Annotated in this window: 16 protein-coding genes; 7 read left to right on the top strand and 9 right to left on the bottom strand. The window is 66.3% G+C overall.

The annotated features are described in order from the left end of the window. Positions 1-68 precede the first annotated feature (68 nt). Positions 69-956 carry an N-acetylmuramoyl-L-alanine amidase gene (locus FQU96_RS33090; protein ID WP_178130854.1) on the bottom strand — a complete coding sequence of 296 codons (888 nt, stop codon included), beginning with the start codon at positions 954-956 and terminating at the stop codon, positions 69-71. Between the two features lie 543 nt (positions 957-1499). Here FQU96_RS33090 and FQU96_RS33095 point away from each other — a divergent pair. Next, positions 1500-4355 (top strand): Rne/Rng family ribonuclease, encoded by a 2856-nt coding sequence (locus tag FQU96_RS33095; RefSeq protein ID WP_146545669.1) that lies wholly within the window; start codon positions 1500-1502, stop codon positions 4353-4355. A gap of 97 nt (positions 4356-4452) precedes the next feature. On the opposite strand, the gene FQU96_RS33100 is transcribed toward FQU96_RS33095, so the two are convergent. From FQU96_RS33100 to FQU96_RS33110, 3 genes are all read right to left on the bottom strand, one after another. Next, positions 4453-5076, bottom strand: coding sequence for a hypothetical protein (locus FQU96_RS33100; protein WP_146545670.1), 624 nt, complete (start codon positions 5074-5076; stop codon positions 4453-4455). A 72-nt stretch (positions 5077-5148) separates the two neighbouring features. Then, complete coding sequence (locus tag FQU96_RS33105) at positions 5149-6216, bottom strand: acyl-CoA dehydrogenase family protein (RefSeq protein WP_146545671.1); 1068 nt, start codon at positions 6214-6216, stop codon at positions 5149-5151. Between the two features lie 12 nt (positions 6217-6228). Then, positions 6229-7386 (bottom strand): acyl-CoA dehydrogenase family protein, encoded by a 1158-nt coding sequence (locus FQU96_RS33110; RefSeq protein WP_146545672.1) that lies wholly within the window; start codon positions 7384-7386, stop codon positions 6229-6231. A gap of 132 nt (positions 7387-7518) precedes the next feature. Here FQU96_RS33110 and FQU96_RS33115 point away from each other — a divergent pair, with 132 nt between their 5' ends. From FQU96_RS33115 to FQU96_RS33125, 3 genes are all read left to right on the top strand, one after another. Next, positions 7519-8319, top strand: coding sequence for a crotonase/enoyl-CoA hydratase family protein (locus FQU96_RS33115; RefSeq protein WP_146545673.1), 801 nt, complete (start codon positions 7519-7521; stop codon positions 8317-8319). 33 nt (positions 8320-8352) lie between these two features. Continuing rightward, the gene (locus tag FQU96_RS33120) at positions 8353-8820 is read left to right on the top strand and encodes a nuclear transport factor 2 family protein (RefSeq protein WP_146545674.1); all 468 of its coding nucleotides are present in this window, start codon (positions 8353-8355) and stop codon (positions 8818-8820) included. Positions 8821-8987: 167 nt separating this feature from the next. Continuing rightward, positions 8988-9836 (top strand): hypothetical protein, encoded by an 849-nt coding sequence (locus tag FQU96_RS33125; protein ID WP_146545675.1) that lies wholly within the window; start codon positions 8988-8990, stop codon positions 9834-9836. A gap of 94 nt (positions 9837-9930) precedes the next feature. Here FQU96_RS33125 and FQU96_RS33130 read toward each other — a convergent pair whose 3' ends face one another. The 3 genes from FQU96_RS33130 to FQU96_RS33140 all read right to left on the bottom strand — a co-directional run bounded on the left by FQU96_RS33130 (position 9931) and on the right by FQU96_RS33140 (position 12705). After that, positions 9931-10215: a hypothetical protein gene (locus FQU96_RS33130; RefSeq protein WP_146545676.1), complete on the bottom strand. Its 285-nt coding sequence runs from the start codon at positions 10213-10215 to the stop codon at positions 9931-9933. Between the two features lie 186 nt (positions 10216-10401). After that, positions 10402-11550, bottom strand: a complete 1149-nt coding sequence (locus FQU96_RS33135; RefSeq protein WP_146545677.1) for a pyridoxal phosphate-dependent aminotransferase — start codon at positions 11548-11550, stop codon at positions 10402-10404. Between the two features lie 15 nt (positions 11551-11565). Continuing rightward, positions 11566-12705 (bottom strand): gamma-glutamyltransferase, encoded by a 1140-nt coding sequence (locus FQU96_RS33140; RefSeq protein ID WP_178130855.1) that lies wholly within the window; start codon positions 12703-12705, stop codon positions 11566-11568. A gap of 175 nt (positions 12706-12880) precedes the next feature. Here FQU96_RS33140 and FQU96_RS33145 point away from each other — a divergent pair, with 175 nt between their 5' ends. From FQU96_RS33145 to FQU96_RS33155, 3 genes are all read left to right on the top strand, one after another. Continuing rightward, the gene (locus tag FQU96_RS33145) at positions 12881-14257 is read left to right on the top strand and encodes a M48 family metalloprotease (protein WP_178130856.1); all 1377 of its coding nucleotides are present in this window, start codon (positions 12881-12883) and stop codon (positions 14255-14257) included. An 82-nt stretch (positions 14258-14339) separates the two neighbouring features. Beyond that, positions 14340-15068: a DsbA family protein gene (locus tag FQU96_RS33150; protein ID WP_178130857.1), complete on the top strand. Its 729-nt coding sequence runs from the start codon at positions 14340-14342 to the stop codon at positions 15066-15068. A gap of 12 nt (positions 15069-15080) precedes the next feature. Next, on the top strand, positions 15081-15947 hold the full coding sequence (locus FQU96_RS33155) for a hypothetical protein (protein WP_146545681.1): 867 nt from the start codon (positions 15081-15083) through the stop codon (positions 15945-15947). On the opposite strand, the gene FQU96_RS33160 is transcribed toward FQU96_RS33155, so the two are convergent. Next, entirely contained in the window at positions 15944-16366 is a 423-nt protein-coding gene (locus FQU96_RS33160) for a GNAT family N-acetyltransferase (protein WP_178130858.1), read from the bottom strand. The two genes, FQU96_RS33155 and FQU96_RS33160, sit on opposite strands and share 4 nt — an antisense overlap. Before the next feature lie 31 nt (positions 16367-16397). Continuing rightward, on the bottom strand, positions 16398-17273 hold the full coding sequence (locus FQU96_RS33165) for an alpha/beta fold hydrolase (protein ID WP_146545682.1): 876 nt from the start codon (positions 17271-17273) through the stop codon (positions 16398-16400). Positions 17274-17303: the final 30 nt, after the last annotated feature.

Consider the following 17303-nt stretch of genomic DNA (forward strand, 5'->3'; position numbering starts at 1 on the left):
TCTACGCGTCGGCGGATTGCGTGGCCGGCCGACCAAACATCCCGCGACAGACAAGAGATGCCGCGCGACTACGCCTTTTTCGAGGCTGCCGGCGACGGCCGGGCCGGCGCCCGCGGCGGTGGCGGCGACACGCTGGGCGGCTCGACGTCCGGTGGCCGACTGGCGAAATAGCGGTCGACGGCATCGACCACCGCACCGGACAGGCGCCGCAGGTGAGCCGCCTGGATCAGCAGCCGCTCGTCCTGCGGATTGGAGAGATAGCCCATCTCCAGCAGGACAGCCGGCGTATCCGGCGCGGTCAGTACGGCAAACCCGGCGTGACGGTGGCTGCGTGCCAGCAGCCCGATGCCGCCATGTGCAAGTGAATCGATCAGCATGGCGGCGAACGTACGCGACTGGTTGATGGTGTCGCGCTGAGACAGGTCGATCAGGATGCTGGTGACATCCGCCGTCTTGTCGCGGAAATCGACCCCGGCAATGATATCGGACTTGTTCTCCTTGGCCGCCAGGGCCGCCGCTTCGCGGTCGGACGCGCCTTCCGACAAGGTGTAGACGCTCGCCCCGCGGGTCCACCGATCGGGGTGCGAGTCGGCATGCACGGAAATGAACAACTCGGCCTTGGCTGTACGGGCACGCGCCACCCGGTCCCGCAGCGGGATATAGGTGTCCCCATTGCGGGTGAACACCGGCCGGTAACGGCCGGTCGCCGTCAACTGGCGGGCCAGCTCGCGCGCGCCGGTCATCACGACATTCTTTTCATAGAACCCCGAGACACCGATTGCCCCCGGATCCTGGCCGCCGTGCCCCGGATCGATCACGATCACCCGCCGCTTGGGCGGCTGAGGCGCCGTTTTACGCGCCGGTGCCGCCCGCTTGGTCGGCCGGCCAGACTTCACGGGATCGGCCGCCCGGCTTGCCGTCGACAGCCCGAGAACCCCGACCAGGGCTGTCGTCATCAGCCACACGGCGCGCCTGCGAGTCAGGTCGAAATTATGCGACATGGCCTTGTAAATTACCGCCCAATCGCGGGCTATTCACCCATAGCGATATAATAACCGAAACATATCATATGATTAAAGGCCTTTCTTAAGGCAAAATAGCGGCAAGTGCCGACAGCTGAAGTTCAGGTTGTCGCGGACCGCCGCGAGGCGTATGGTCCGAATCGCGAACAGTCGTCGTCGTTCGGTATCGTTGCTTGATGCGACGCTGCCGACGGCGTCGGATACCAAGCCCTGCAACTTGCCGACTATCGGAAGGTGCGGTCGATGCGACCGCTCGGGGCGAGAAGGGTCCGGCGCTTTGGTGACGGCGGCTTGAAGAAACCCCCGAGATCGGCGCGGGCTCGTCCACGCCGAGGGGTGCCGACAACGTTCCCGTCCTGGCGTGCAAACGCCGTTCGACGGAAAACGCCGGCGCTGCCGATCTCGTGACAGAGCGACGGACGTCACGCCTGCCGGTTCGCACGGGCGTTTCCGCGGACGTCGCGGAGTCTTTTGGCAATGGCCAAGCGTATGCTGGTCGACGCCACACACCCCGAGGAGACTCGGGTTGTCGTGGTCGATGGGACCCGTCTCGAAGAATTCGACTTCGAAACCGCGAGCAAGAAACAGCTCAAGGGCAATATCTATCTCGCCAAGGTCGTTCGTATCGAACCGTCGCTGCAGGCGGCGTTCGTCGAATACGGCGGTAACCGCCACGGTTTCCTGGCGTTTTCCGAGATTCATCCGGATTACTACCAGATCCCGATCGCCGACCGGGAAAAGCTGCTCGCCGAGCAGGCCCGGCGCGCACAGCACGACGTCGATGACGGGCCCAACGGCGACCATCACGGACGGATCGACCGCAGCGACATCGAGGATGCCCGTGAAGAGCGGGCCCATTTCACCGTCGATCGGACCGAGCCGACGTCGGGCGATGCTCACGGCACCGAACCGGAATTGCCGCACCTCGATAGCGCAATCGAGGCGCCGAGTGAGGCCACGGCGGCTGAACCGGCCGAGGCGACCACCCCGCCCGCCATCGAACCGCCCACGGTCGCGGCAGATCAACCGGCAGAGTCCGAAGCCGTCAGCGCACCGTCGCTTCCGGCGGCGGCCGCCGCCGACAGCCTTGCCGGCCCGACGGTCGACGAAGCCCTGGAAGCCCATGTCACGGCCGGAAGCGATGCGGCGAGCGAGCCGCCCGCGCCGGAGAGCGAGGCTGGTCCTGCCGAAGCGCCGTCCGAGTCGCCTTCGGCGGAGGTGCCATCGGAGGCCACGAGCCCACAGGATCCTGCCGAGGCACCGCAGCCGGAGATTCCGGTCGAGACCCTGGGCGGCGACGACTACGAACCGCGGCCGCGCCGCAGCCCGCCGCCGCGCCAGTACAAGATCCAGGAAGTCATCAAGCGCCGGCAGATCCTGCTGGTGCAGGTCGTCAAGGAAGAGCGCGGCAACAAGGGCGCGGCGCTGACGACCTACCTGTCGCTCGCCGGCCGCTACGCGGTGTTGATGCCGAACGCTGGCCGAGGCGGCGGCATCTCGCGCAAGATCACCAATGCCGGCGATCGCAAGCGCATGAAGGACATGCTGGCCGAGCTCGAGGTACCGAGCGGCATGGGCGTGATCCTGCGCACGGCCGGCCTGGAGCGGTCAAAGGCCGAGATCCGCCGCGACTACGACTACCTGATGCGGTTGTGGGATAGCATCCGCGACCTGACGTTCCAGTCGAAGGCGCCGGCGCTGATCTACGAGGAAGGCGACATCATCAAGCGGTCGATTCGCGACCTCTACAACAGCGATATCGAAGAGGTGATGATCGAGGGCGATGCCGGGTTCGACCGGGCCCAGGATTTCATGCGCCAGCTGATCCCCTCGCACGTACCGAAGGTAAAACAGTACCGCGACGGCATTCCCCTCTTCCACCGCTACCAGATCGAAGCCCAGCTCGATGCGATGCATTCGCCCATCGTGCAGCTGCGCAGCGGCGCCTACGTGGTGATCAACCCGACCGAGGCGCTGGTCGCGATCGACGTCAACTCGGGCCGCGCCACCAAGGAGCGCAACATCGAGGAGACGGCGCTGCGCACCAACCTGGAGGCGGCCGAGGAAATCGCCCGCCAGGTGCGGTTGCGCGACCTTGCCGGCCTCGTGGTGATCGACTTCATCGACATGGAGGAGTCCAAGCACCAGGGCCAGGTCGAACGCCGCCTCAAGGAGGCGATGAAGTCCGACCGGGCGCGCATCCAGATCGGCCGTATCAGCCCGTTCGGCCTGCTGGAGCTGTCGCGCCAGCGTCTGCGGCCCAGCCTGCTGGAGAACGTGACCGAGGTGTGCCCGCATTGCGAGGGCACCGGGCGCGTACGCTCTGTCGAATCGACGGCGCTGCACGTGCTGCGCGGGATCGAGGAGGAAGGCGTCCGTCGCCGCGCCGGCGAGATCGTGGTCAAGGTGCCGGTCGCCGTCGCGCTCTACATCCTCAATCACAAGCGCCTCAACATCGCCGATGCGGAAGAGCGCTATGGCTTTCATGTGATCATCGCCGGTGACGACGATCTCATTCCGCCGCACTACGAGATCGAGCGCACCCGGCCACGCAGCGCCATCGAACCGTCGGCGGCGGCACGCCAGACCGCCTCGGCGCAGTATGACGAGTTCGAGGACGTGGCCGAGGCCGATGACGCCGGCGCCGGCGCCGGCGCCGATGTGGCCAGCGACGCGCCTGCCGGCGGCGACGACAGTGACGAGAGCCGCCGCCGACGCCGGCGGCGGAGACGGCGGCGGCGTGGCGAGGGCGACGTCGAGAACGGATCGACCGACGCCGTCACATCGGATGACGTGGGATTGCCGCCGGTGATGGAACTCAACGGTGATGCCCGCCCGCACACGGACGACGAGCCGCGTGACGAACCCGTGGCCGCGGGCGACGCGACCCCCGACACCGACCGTGAGGAAGACGCCGAGGCCGGTGGGCTCTCAGCCGAGGCAGATGACAGCGACGGACATCGCCGCCGCCGGCGTGGTCGCCGCGGTGGACGCGGACGGCGCCGGGATCATGACGGCCCGGCAGCCGAAGGAAGCGACGAAACCAGCACCGCTGCCGACGGTCATGGCGAGAACGGCGCGGAGGCACCATCCGTACCACCAGCGCAGCCCGAAGCCGTTGAGCTTCCCTTTGCCGCCCCAGCAGTATCGGAAGAGCCGCCTCCGGCGGTCATCACACATCGGGCCGAGCCCGAGCTGATCGCGGAACCGCAGCCGTCAACGATGCCGGAATCGACCCCGGAAGCACCGCCGGCGCCGGTGATCCCGTCCATCGCTGTCGAGGCGCCGCCGGAGAAGCCCAAGCGCGGCTGGTGGTCCCGGATCACGAGTTGACGCGACACTGCCAGGACATGCTCAGGGCCGTCATCGCAAGCGATGACGGCCCTGCTCTTTCGGCCGCCAGTGCCGTCGCTGGATACCCGACGTCCTGCTAGCGCACGAAATAGCAGCGCGCGATCGCCTGGATCTGGGTCTTCACGATCGTCGTGCGTTTCTGCTTCGCCGGCGAATCGTGCATGATATTGCCCAGCGTCGGCAAATGATTGGGCGAGTTGGTCGCGGCATGCCCGATCTCGTGGATCAGAACCGACTCATCGCCGTTGATGACGCCGCTGACCAGGCAGTATGGCAGCCACGGCGATCCCGTTGTTGTTCCCACTGGGCGGGTCAGAACCGTAAGGCCCACGCCGGTGTCCTTGAACTCGCAGAAGATCACTGGCAGGCGCTGGCGCTTGTCGGCCGTTTTCTGGTCGTCGAAGATGGCTCCCATCTTGAGACGGAGATCGTTGTAGTCCTCCGGCAGGAGCAGTTTGTCCGGCACCTGTATCGTGTGCTTGTCGGTGCGGGTTTTCCCGGGATAGACGTCAAAACCGATATTGTGCTCCGCGAGCAGCTTCTCCGCATAATCGAGCACGGTCTTGGACGTATCGATCTTGTAGTTCGACGCCCAGAACAGCGTCAGCCGCGCCTTCGCCGCACCGGGATTTTTATAGTTCGGATCCCAATCTGAACTGGCCATGATTCTCCCCCCAAAGACACTGACGTGAAGCGCCACTCCTTTCGATTTCAACGACTGCGCGAGGGCGCCCCCACACCCGCGCATGTCATTGCCATGATACCTGATACTTCAGGCCGCGACCTTGCTTGCGGTCAGCGACGGCCACAGTGCGTCCGGCCCGGCTTCGGCCAGCGCCCGCCCCAGCTTGGCGCCCCAATACGATTCGCTGCCGTAGTCCCGGCGCCACACCCAGAGGCGTCGCGTGTAATGGTGCAGCACGTGCTCATAGGTGAAACCCATCGCGCCCATCGACTGGTGGGCAATGGCGCAGATCTTGTGGGCCGCCTCGCCGGCCTGGGTCTTGGCCGCCATGATGGCGAATGACCCGTCACCTTCCTCCGCATCACGCGCCGCCGTGCGGGCCGCGGCACCGAGCACCGCGACGTAGGTCGCGAGTTCGGCCAGCATGTGCTGAATCGCCTGGAAGGTGCTGATCGCGCGGCCGAACTGCACGCGCTCCTTGGTGTATTGCGTGGCGATCGCCAGCACCCGGTCGGCGGCGCCGCTCATCTGGCTCACCCGGGCCAGCGCCGCCAGCTCGCTGGCGCGCTCCGGCTTGATGGCTGTGGCCGCCACGGCCGTCGCCACCGCACCGTCGAAGCTCACGTCGTCATAGGGCTCACCGCTCTGTCCCCGCTTGGCCTCGACCGTCGTCGCCGCGCGCGGCACGATGGCCACCACCGGCCCGCGCTCACCGGGTGCGATGACCACGATGTTGTCGACCACCGATGCGAACGCCACGCGCTGCGCGCGCCCCGTCACCTTGCCGCCGGCAATCCGCACCGACGATCCGGCGTCGGCGATCACCAGTGCCATCGGCCCGGCCGGCGGCGTCAGACCCGCCTGGGCGGCGATCATGGCACCCAGCCCGGTTTCAGCCAGTGGCAGCGGCACGGCATGACGGCCCGCCTCGCGCAAGACGGCAGCCAGATCGCCGATGGTGCCGCCGGCACCGCCGGCGCTCTCGGGTACCGCGGCCCACGGCAGACCCGCCTCCTCGACCTGGCGCCACAACGCGGTAGGCCAGGTTCCCTTCTCGAAGTCGTTGATCACCTCGCGCGTCGCCTGCTCCTCGAACAGGCGCGCGGCGGTCTCGATGAACATCTGCCGTGTTTCGTTTTCCGTTTCCGTCGTCATGGCTCGTGTCCCCTAGCGCAGGCCCAGGCCGCGCGCGATGATGCCGCGCAGGATCTGCGTGGTGCCGCCCTGGATGGAGTAAGCTGGCGCCTCCAGCGTCGCCATCTGGCACATGTCGAGAAAGTCGGCGATGTCATCGGCATCGGCGGCATCCGACTCCGCCAGGATACGAGCGATTTCCGGCAGGTCCTGCTGGAAGTGCGTGCCGAGATCCTTGGTCGCGGCGCCTTCCGTGACCGGTGATTTGCCGGCCTCCAGCATGCCAGCCACCGACAGCGACATCTGGCGCAGGCTCCACAGCCGCGCCACCAGCTTGCCCACGGTCTCCTGGGCCTGCCGTCCAGGCTGGCGCCCAACCAGTTTCGCCAGCTCCTTCAGCACGTGCACGTTGGTCAGAAAGCGTTCGGGCCCGCTGCGTTCGTAGGCCAACTCCGACGTGACCTGCATCCAGCCGTCACCTTCATTGCCCAGCAGCATCGTGTCGGGCACGAAGCAGTCGCGGAACACGACCTCGTTCCAGTCGTGCTTGCCGTTGAGGTTGATGATTGGACGGATGGTGATGCCCGGCGACGCGAGATCGATCACCATCTGGCTCAGCCCGCGATGCTTGTCCTCACGGGTGCCCGAGGTGCGCAGCAAGGTGATGACGTAATGGGCGCGATGCGCGCCGCTGGTCCAGATCTTGGTGCCGTTGACCAGCCAGCCGCCATCCACCTTGTCGGCGCGGGTGCGTACCGAGGCGAGGTCGGAGCCCGAGTCCGGCTCGCTCATGCCGATGGCGAAATAGCACTCGCCCTTCACGATGCGCGGCAGGATCGAGTCCTTCATCTCGTCGGTGCCGAAACGCAGGATGTTGGGGCCGCTCTGGCGGTCGGCAACCCAGTGCGAGCCGGCGGGGGCGCCGTTGGCCAGCAATTCCTCCGTGATCACATAGCGGTGGAGAAAGCTCTTTTCGCCGCCGCCGTACTTTTTCGGCCAAGTGACGCCGATCCACCCCCGGGCCCCCATCTTCTGGCTGAATTCCGGAGAGCGGCTGCTCCAGGTTTTATAACGGTCGCCGCCCTTGATGGTGGGCAGCGTTTCCTTGAGGAAGGCGCGGATTTCCGTACGCAGCGCCTCGGCATCCGGCGGCAGCCGGAATGGCGGAAAGTCGAGCGCAGGCGCAGTCATCGCGGGCATCCTCCAACCTGGGTGCAGGGCAGCCTGCCCCAATCTCACGGTTGGAAAGGCGGCCGCCGTCGATTAATCCTAGAGCCCGCACTGCCAAAGTAAACGCTGAACCAACCGGCCGAGGTGACGCACATGAGCGACAAACTGCTGTACGAAAAAAGCGACAACATCGTCACCTTGACCTTGAACGACCCCGACGTGCGCAACGCCATCTCCGATGAGGAGATGATCAGCGGCCTGGTCGACGCCCTGCATCGCATCAACGACGACTACGACGTGCGCTGCGTGATCCTGACCGGTGCCGGCACGGCCTTCAGCTCCGGCGGCAACGTCAAGAAGATGCAACGCCACGACGGTATGTTCGCCGGCGGCGTCTATAACGTGCGCGTCGGCTATCTGCGCGGAATCCAACGGATCCCGCTTGCGATGTATGAGCTGGAAGTCCCCATCATCGCTGCCGTCAACGGACCTGCGATCGGCGCCGGATGCGACCTCGCCTGCATGTGCGACATCCGCATTGCCGGCAAGAACGCCCGCTTCGCCGAGAGCTTCGTGAAGCTGGGCATCATCCCCGGCGACGGCGGTGCCTGGTTCCTGCCGCGTGCCGTCGGCAACTCCAACGCGCGGTTGATGGCCTTCACCGGCGAGCAATTCGACGCCGAGCAGTCGCTGCAGATGGGACTGGTCTCCAAGGTCGTCGCTGACGACAAGCTGATGGACGAGGCCCGCGCGCTGGCGCGCCGGATCGCCGTCAACCCGGCCTACGGCCTGCGCATGGCCAAGCGCCTGCTGCGCGAGGGCGAACGTACCGAATTGCAGACGCTGCTGGACATGTCGGCATCGATGCAGGCGATCGCGCACCAGGGCGAGGATCACAAGGAGGCCGTCAATGCCTTCGTCGAGAAGCGCAAGCCGGTGTTCAAGAACCGCTGAACATCGCGGCATGCGACGGGGAGCTGAACCGACATGCGTGGCCCACGCTTCACGCCGTTGATCGGCGGCATCGAGGACGAAGACCGCGACGGTGTCGCCGAGGCGAACCGGGCCTTCTATCGCGCCTTCATGCGCCGCGACCTGGAGGCGCTCGATGCATTGTGGGCCAGCGCGACGCCGGTGGCCTGCCTGCATCCCGGGCAGGCCCCCCTGTTCGACCGCGCCGCGATCATGGCCAGCTGGCAGGCCATCACGCGCAACCCGTCGACCCCGCACGAGATCAGGATCATCGAGGATCGGGTCGTCGTGCGCGGTCGCATGGGCATCGTGATCTGCCGGGAGGTCCTGCCCAACGCCCACCTGATGGCAACCAACATGTTCGTGCGCGAGGGCGACGCCTGGAAAATCGCCCATCATCAATCGGCTGTGGCACCACCGCCCAAGGATCGCCCGACCCAGCCGACCGCCGCCCCCAAGCGCGACCGGCGCCAGTTGCACTGAGCGTCGCGTCCCTGGGCCACTCAAAGAGCGCCTTATGGAACGGATGAGGACGTTTTATTGGGTGGACGCGGCGGCAAGGCATATCGTCCTCGCTGGAGAGCAGGCCACCATCGAGCCATAGCCGGCGCGCGCCCGCAGCCCTGTCGATGGGGCGGGAGCATGCAGCGATGTTCGAAGATGCCTTCAAGCTGAAGATCAGACCGGACGGCTTGGAAAAGGCTGCCGCCAGAACCTACGTGACGGCCGTCCGTGATGTTCTCGAAAAGATCCACCGGACCGCCTGCGGCAAGGCGCTGCTGCAATCGATCCGCTTCCACGGCTATGTCGTCAACATCATTCCTTATCCGGGCGCCGATGTCTGTGGCGCGGATGTCGATGGCGACTACGACGCGGCCACCGGCATCGTGATGCCGACGGTCCGTTACACGCCGGGCAACTTCGCCAAGGGCGGATCATGCTCGCACCTGCCCGGCCGCGGCTGGGCGGAATCGATTCTGTTCCACGAACTGGTGCACGCACTGCGGGACATCGCGCAGGGCAAGCGCCGTGTCTACAAAGGTGTCGTGATGACCGGCGGTCTCCACCGCTACGACACGTTCGAGGAGTTCATCGCCGTGCTCTGCGAAGACATCTACGTGTCCGAGCGCGGCAACCCGCACCGATTGCTGGGTGATCACCGCGGGATCGCCCCGCTCGATCCGGCGCTGGCGGACTCCTTCCGATTCTTCGCCACCGGATCCCAGACCTTTCGCTTCGTCGAACGCTTCTGCCGCGAAAATCCGGGTTTCACCAAGATGCTGTCGCGAGTGCCGGCCCGCTTCAATCCGATCGCGGCCTACTACAAAGACCCACGGAAGGCACAGAGCTTCTCCAATTCACCCGCCGCCCATGAGCGCGACGCCGACGGCGTCTGGGGCAAGCTGTTCGAACGCGAGCGCTCCCCGACACTGCCAACCGGAAGCCCGGCGAACCTGCCGCCGCCCCGCCCCGCCAGCACGCCGATACGGCGGCCTTAGTTCCGTAAACTATTGGACGAGGCGTTGGCTGAGCTGGCCACAGTCTCCTGCAGGCGCTGCCCGACCCAATCTATGCCCAGGCCGCCTCTGCCGATCAGTCAGTCGGTGGATTTAAGCCATTCTCGCGGATCGCCTGCTCCAGCAACGCGACGGCCTCGCTAAAACGACCCGCGTGGTAAGCCTCTTGTCCCAAGGCGCGATTGAGCTGGGCCTGCGGCGCGTGATGATGGTCCACCCTGCCACCGTGGCCGTCATAGTACGCGGCCAACTTTTCGTACCGTGCTGCGTCGGCCGACGAATGACTGATATTGTCGGCATGAGCCTTCGTGGTCAGGCCTAAGGTGAGGAGGCTCGCGACCAGCAAACGCGATATGATCATGTGAGGCTCCTTGCATAGGTACATGGCACCTACCAATCGGACATGGGGCGGGCGATTGACGGGTCTCTGACGATGGCCCTGCATCACCAGACCGTGATCAGAATCGAAGCTCCACCGCCCTGCGCCGATACGCCATCGCCAGGCACGCCGCAGCGATGCCGATCACACCCGCCGGCGCGCTCATGATCACCGCTTCCAGTTCACCAGCCGGCGGACGGCTTCCTCCATGTCCTCCGTCGAGCCCGCGAAGGAAAAGCGCAGGGTGCGCTGGCCACGCTGCGGATCGAAATCGACGCCCGGTGTTGCCGCCACACCGGCCTCGCGCAGCATGCGCTGGCAGAACGCCACGCTATCGTTGGTGAGGTGCGCCACATCGGCGTAGAGGTAGAAGGCACCGGTCGGCCGCGTCAGGTGATCGAAGCCGGCCCTGGGCAGGCCGGCCAGCAGGAGATCGCGATTGGCGCGATAGCGGCGGATATGCGCCTGAAGCTCCTCGGTGCAGTCGAACGCCGCGACGGCAGCGAACTGCGACAGCGTCGGCGTCGAGATCAGGAGATTCTGCGTCAGCCGTTCGATGGGACGCACCAGCTCAGGCGGCACGACCATCCAGCCGATGCGCCAGCCGGTCATCGAGAAGTATTTCGAGAAGCTGTTGATGACGATGGCATCGTCGGTCACCTCCAGCGCGCTCACGCCGCGATCCTCGAAGGTGAGGCCGTGATAGATCTCGTCCGAGACCAGCCGCACGCCGCGCTCGCGGCAGGCCGCCGCCAACGCCGCCATCTCGGCGCGCGACACCATGGTGCCGGTGGGATTCGACGGGCTGGCAACGATCAGACCGGCGAGATCGCCTGCGGCGGCCAACTCCGGTACGGTGGGCTGATAGCGTTCGGCCTCGGTCGTGACGATGTCGACGGGGACCAGGCCGAGCGCGGCCAGGATGTTGCGGTAGGGCGGGTAGCCGGGTGCCGCCATCGCCACACGGGCACCGGCATCGAACGCGGCCAGGAACGCCATCAGGAAGCCGGCCGACGATCCTGTCGTCACGATGATGCGTTGCGGATCGAGCGCCACACCGTACCACTCGGCATAGTGCCGCGCGATGCGCTCGCGCAGCGGCGGCATGCCCAGCGCCTCGACATAGCCGATGCGATCACGTGCCAGCGCCGCGTGCGCCGCCTCCAGCGCTCCCTTGGGTGCCGGCGTGCTGGGCTGCCCTACTTCGCAATGGATGACCCGCTCGCCGCGGGCCTCCATCTCGTTGGCGGCGCGCACCACGTCCATCACGATGAACGGCGGCACGATCTCGGCCCGCTTGGATATGCCCTTGGTCATGCGCGCCTCTTGCCGTCAGCGGCCGGCGGTCAAAGCGAGACCGTAGCTCTTCGGATCGACACCGAGCTGGCACAGCGTGCGATTCTCGCGCATGCCCCGCGGACAGGCGATCATGCCGATCTGCACGCCGCCGGTGGCCGCTAGCGCCGGCGACAGCGGTATCCCTTCGCGCATGACCTGCCGCGCCACGGTGCCCACCGCGGCAGGCGCCGCCGAGCCGCCCGAGGCGACGCCCACCAGCATGACATCACCCGTGTTGGGGTTGGAGATCAGTATCGGGCCCATCAACGGGTTGCTGCCACCGCCCGGCGCCCCCATCATGATGCCGGTCCCCGGCGCAACCTTGCGCGCACCGAACAGCTGGCCCATGCCGACAGTGCAGGCCACCGCATTGGCGCGACGATCCATGGCGGCGAAGCCGGCTTCGCCGCCGCTGTAGGCGCCGCTGCCGGCGATGCCCTGCCCTGTGAACGCTGCTTGCGTCACCGGCCCCGCGAACGGCGGCGGCGCGAAATAGGCGGTGTGGTCGCCCACCGGGGCCTTGATCGGTTCGACGACGCTGGCCAGGGACTCGCGCAGGTTCTGCTGCGTCAGGCCACCGCCGACCGACTGCACGGATTCGGCCAGTTGGCGCGCGAACACGCCCTGGAAGAAATCGACACCGCCACGGGCGCGAACAGCGGCCAGCGTGCTGGCGAGATCGCGCTGCACGAGAGGATCGCCCTCTCCGACCGCGACACCGCCGCTCTTCTCGTAGATGCGCCGAGCCGCCGGATCGAGGCCGATCTGCGACACGCCGGCCTGCAGGTCGCGCGCCAGGGCTCGCGATACCGACGCGCCGTCGCGGGCCAGCCGCTCGCCCGGCGCCACCAGCGCCTCCCATCGTGCCTGGCCATGCCGGACATGCAGCAGGGTCATGCCGCGAACGGCGGTCGGCGTCGCCACGCTGCCGGCCGGCGTCGACGGAAAGACGATGGCTTCGGCCTTGCGCGTCTGGGAATTATGCACGAGGCAGACACCACCGGCCCCCAGGCTGGCCGCCGACGGCAGGGTCGCCGACAGGGCGAAGTACATGGCCACGGCGGCATCGGCGGCGCTGCCGCCGGCGACCAGGATGTCGCGGCCGACCTCCGCTGCCCGCGGTTCGTCCGCCACAACTGCGCCAAAAAAGCCCTCCACAAATGCTGGTTGGCTGCGCTGAGGCGCGGAGTCGCAGGCTGTCAGGGCCAGGACGCCCGCCACCATCGCCGCGGCGGCGCGTTGACGCGGAGAACGCCTATCCCTAGCTTCGCGGGATAGTCGGGGAGTGACGAGATTGCCCGGACGCATCGTGTCTTCGATCCTTGCCGTGACGACAATTTCGCTGTCGTTGCTGGGATCGGTCATGCCGGCCGCCGCGCAACGGGGCGATCCCGTCGTTTTAGTGCGGGATGCCGAGATAGAAAACGCGATTCGCACCATGGTTGCCCCGATTCTGCGGGCGGCCAACCTGGATGCCAATGCGGTCGAAGTCCACCTGGTGCAGGATCGCCGCATCAATGCGTTCGTCGCGGGCGGCCAGCGCATCTTCATCAACACCGGCCTGATCATGCGTACCGAGAGCGCCAACCAGCTGCTCGGTGTCATCGCGCACGAGACCGGTCATATCCGCGGCGCCCATTTGGTGGCCCTGCAGGACGCGATCCGCGGCGCCACCGCCCAGATGATCCTGGAGACCATCCTCGCCGGCGCCGCCATGGCGGCGGCGTCATCCAATCGCCGCCCCGACGGCTATGCCGGCGCCGGCGGCAACACCAGCGGCAATGTGCCAACGCCGCCGGACGCACCGGGCGCGTTGAAGTCGCTGCTGGCCTACACCCGCGCACAGGAACAGGCGGCCGACCAGGCCGGCGTCACGTTCCTCGAGCGGGCCGGCATGTCGCCGCGCGGCATGCTCGAGGTGATGCGCATGCTGCAGCAGCAGGAGCGCATCTATGTCGGCAGCGGCGCCGATCCCTATCTGCGTAGCCATCCGATGTCGGGCGAGCGCATCGCCTTCCTGGAAGAAGCCGTTCGCCGCTCGCGGTCCGCCAACGCATCGGACTCGGCACCGTTCCGCGAGATGCACGCTCGCATGGTAGCCAAGACGATGGGCTACTTCGAGCCGCAACGCGCCATGCAAAAATACCAGAACGACAATTCGACCGCCGGCCGCTACGGCCGTGCCATGGCGATGTTCCGGTCGGGCCAGACCCAGGCTGCCGTCGCCTTGGCCGACCAGCTGATCCGCGAGAACCCGCGCGATCCCTATTTCCACGAGTTCAAGGGCGACGTGCTGCGCGACAGTGGCCAGCCGGCAGCGGCAGTGGGCGCCTACAGCCAGGCCGTAGCGCTGCTGCCGCGCGATCCTGCCCTGCGGTTCGGCCTCGGCCAGGCACAGTTCAATGCCGGCCAGCAGGCGGCCGCGACCAAGACCCTGGAAGCGGTGGTGCAGACCGAGCCGACCAACGTCGCCGCATGGGACCTGTTGCAGAAGGCCTATGACGCCTCGGGCAACACCGCCATGCGTGACCTGGCCGCCGCCGAATTCTTCTATCTTCAGGGCCACAAGAGCCAGGCTCGGTACAAGGCCGAGGCGGCCAGCCGCAGCCTGCCGCGCGGCACACCCGCCTGGATCCGGGCGCAGGACCTCAAGGTGGCCCTTGAAGCCGACAAGCCGCGGCGATGAACGACCGTGGTCGCATCAAGTTGATCGTCACGGGCCGCCCTCCGTGCTACGCCCTGCCCCAGCCCCTCTGTTGGAGACATCCATGCGCCTGACGCGCTTCCTGATCGCCCTTACCCTGGTCGCGCTGCCGGTCGCAGCCAGCGCGCAATCGACACCGCCGGACCGTGAAGCGATCGAAAAGATCATCAAAGAATACCTGATGAAGAACCCCGAGGTGATCATCGAGGCCGTGCAGGAGCTGGAGAAGCGCCAGGCATCAGCCCGTGACCAGGCGGCGCAGCAGACGATCGCCCAGCGCAAGGCCGAACTGGTCAGCGACCCCGGCACGCCGGTCGGCGGCAACCCGGACGGCGACGTCACTATCGTCGAGTTCTTCGATTACCACTGCGGCTATTGCAAGCGCGCGCACCCGACCATGCAGAGCGTGGTCAAGGGCGATCCCAAGATCCGTATCGCCTACAAGCAGATGCCGATCCTGACGCCCAACTCGCGCGTGGCGGCCGCCGGCGCGCTGGCCGCTGCCCGCCAGGGCAAATACATGGAGATGCACAACGCGTTGATGGAAGCGCGCGGTGAGCTCACCAAGGACCGGGTGATGCAGATCGCCGCCGGCATCAAGCTTGACACCGACAAGCTGGCCAAGGACATGGCGGCACCCGACATCGTCCAACAGATCGACCGTTCGCTGGAACTCGCCAAGGCGCTGGGGATCGACGGCACGCCGGCCTTCGTCATCGGCAACAAGGTCATCCCGGGTGCCGTGGATGCCAGCACCATCCAGGCCGCCGTCGCCGAAGCGCGCAAAGGCTGAGACGGAGCAGCCATGTCCGGGACGATGCTCGGCGCGACCCTGGTCGCGCCCGCGGGCGCCGTCCCGCTTTACGTGCGGCGGTTTCAGATCGACGTCGACTACGCCGAGGCCTTTGCCGCCTCGGACAGTTTCGCCGATCACCGCCGGACGGTCGCCGATGCCGTCAAGGAGATGCAGGGCGCGCTGCGGCTGGGATTCTTCGCATGGTCTTTCTTCGCCGAGCGCGCCTCGGCATCGATGACGGCGGATTGGTCGCGAGCGGGTGGCTTGACGCTCAAGGGAAAAGCTGACGGCCTTCATCACAATGTTCTGACGGCAAGCCTGCGGCTGATCATCGGCTTGCACCACACACCGCTGGCCGCCTTTGAAGAACTGCGGCGTTTGATCGGGCCCGGACCCGATGCCGATGCCCTGCCGCCACGCACGATCTTTTCGGAGATCGTGCGCGGCATCCGCTTCTCTCTCGTCGAGGGCGCGGACGAACGCACCACGACGCGCACCGATTTCACGGACTACGTGAAGGACGACGAGATCCGCCTGCCACGATCCGCGATGCCCCTGACCGACCTGACGGAGATCTGCGACGGCGAGCGCCTTGTCGTCACAGGCCAGGGCCTCGATCCCTTCCCTTCCGCTGCCTTCGGCAAGATCGAAAACCGCTTTCTTGAACTGGCCAATACGGGTTGCTTCCGCGGTCCCGCCCGAGTCGATGACGGCGTGAGCGACGAAGCCCAGATTTTCGCTCGCAACAAGAAGACGCCACAGGCCGAGGTCGTGATCGACGACTATGAGGAAGAGGCCTACGGTCTGGTCGAGTTCCTCAACTGCGTGTCGGACGGCCGCGTCGATGCGCTGTCCATCGCCGGCAGCCAGAACTAACGCAACGCGATAAGGCCGGCGTCCGTCGGACGGAAGCCGCAACGTTTCCAGTAGAAGTCGCGCAGGTGCGGATCGAAGTCGACGTGCAGCCACTCGCAGCCGGCAGCGCGGGCGTGCTGGACTGCCTCTTCAACCAGCGCCGATGCCAAGCCTTGTCGGCGGCACGCAATCGTCACCAGGGTATCGAGCAGGAAGGCATGCACACCGCCGTCCCAGGCCACGTTCACAAAGCCGATCAAGCGGCCTGACTTTCGCGCGCAAACCCAGCCGAGGCTGTGGCGGTTGACCTGCCCCCACCAGTCATCTTCCAGAACACGATGCTCGAAGCCCTCGGCGTGAAGAGCGTTCAACTCCGCATTGTCGAAGGCGCCACGCCATTCAATAGTCGGCGTTATGCTGGGATGGCTGTCGTCCGGCATCGCGCTGTCTTACAGCGTCGTCGCAACGGCTTCAAATCGCCCGCTCGACAGAGCGACGTTCCGATCTCGACGAACGGAACCAGTCAAGCACGCACGTCATGAATTCATCAGGTCGTTCCCGATGCGGCCAATGCCCCACATCGGGCATGACGATCCGCTTGTAGGGTCCCTTGAAGTAAGCTGCCTCCATCGCCGAATACTTCGCCGTGGGATCATGCGCGCCGAAAATGGACAGCGTGGGCACGCTGATCTCGGCCATCGGAAACGTGCGGGCGCCGGCTGCCTGATAGAGACCGTCATAGTACCTGAGCACGACCGGCAACACGCCTGGCGCCGCGAGCGTGGCTTTGACCGACACGACGTGCTCGCCGGGGTCGTAGCCGGGTGACCAGAGCTTCCATAGATAATCGACGATGGCGAGGTCGCTGGCCGCGAGTGCGCGGGCCGCGACGTCGGCCTGAAAGAACCAGAAGTGGAAGACCGACCGCACCTGGTCGGGATCAGTCGCGAACTTCGACAGTGTCGCCGGATGCGCGGCGTTCATGACCACCGCCGCTTCGATCAGTTCCGGGCATTGCACCAGCGCTGCCTGGATCGCGGTGCCGCCCCAATCCATGCCGATCACATACGCCCGGCCACCCGGGTTGAGCGCCGTGATCAGACCCTTGACGTCCTGCGCCAGGGTCTTTGGATCGCAATTCCCCTGCGACGGGATTTCGGTCGGCGCATAGCCGCGCAGGTACGGCGACACGGCCCGATAACCGGCGGCGGCAAGCGCATCCATCTGCGGCAGGTATGTATGGGCGTTGTCCGGGAAGCCGTGGAGCATGAGCACGAGTGGCCCCTCGCCTCGCTCCAGGTACGCGAATCTCAGGCTGTTGGCTGTCACGAAGCGAGGCTCGATCATCGTCGTTGTCCCATACCCAGGTCAGTGCGG

Source organism: Reyranella sp. CPCC 100927 (genome assembly GCF_007859315.1).
In the GTDB taxonomy this organism is placed as follows: domain Bacteria; phylum Pseudomonadota; class Alphaproteobacteria; order Reyranellales; family Reyranellaceae; genus Vineibacter.